Origin of the sequence: Actinospica acidithermotolerans, from assembly GCF_018139625.1 — a bacterium.
In the GTDB taxonomy this organism is placed as follows: Bacteria; Actinomycetota; Actinomycetes; order Streptomycetales; family Catenulisporaceae; genus Actinospica; species Actinospica acidithermotolerans.
The window spans coordinates 1-443 of record NZ_JAGSOH010000360.1 but is presented as its reverse complement, the minus strand read 5'-3'; the positions used below and the strand labels follow the sequence as shown (position 1 = coordinate 443).

General features: G+C 45.1%; 1 pseudogene. It reads left to right on the top strand.

Going from position 1 to position 443, the window contains the following annotated elements:
* Positions 1-443: pseudogene (locus tag KDK95_RS38975) on the top strand (acetate CoA-transferase YdiF); the annotation flags it as partial.

Here is a 443-nt window from a genome sequence, read left to right as displayed (position 1 = left end):
GAAGAAGGTTGTGCTGATGACTTTATTCTGACGGTAGAAACAGGTCCGATTGGCGGTATTACTTCACAGGGGATCGCCTTTGGCGCGAACGTGAATACCCGCGCCATTCTGGATATGACGTCCCAGTTTGATTTTTATCACGGTGGTGGTCTGGATGTTTGTTATTTGAGTTTTGCTGAAGTCGACCAGCACGGTAACGTCGGCGTGCATAAATTCAATGGTAAAATCATGGGCACCGGTGGATTTATTGATATCAGTGCCACTTCGAAGAAAATCGTTTTCTGCGGCACATTAACTGCGGGCAGTTTAAAAACAGAAATTACCGACGGCAAATTAAATATCGTCCAGGAAGGACGGGTGAAGAAATTTATTCGGGAACTACCGGAAATTACTTTCAGTGGAAAAATCGCTCTCAAGCGAGGGCTGGATGTTCGTTATATCAC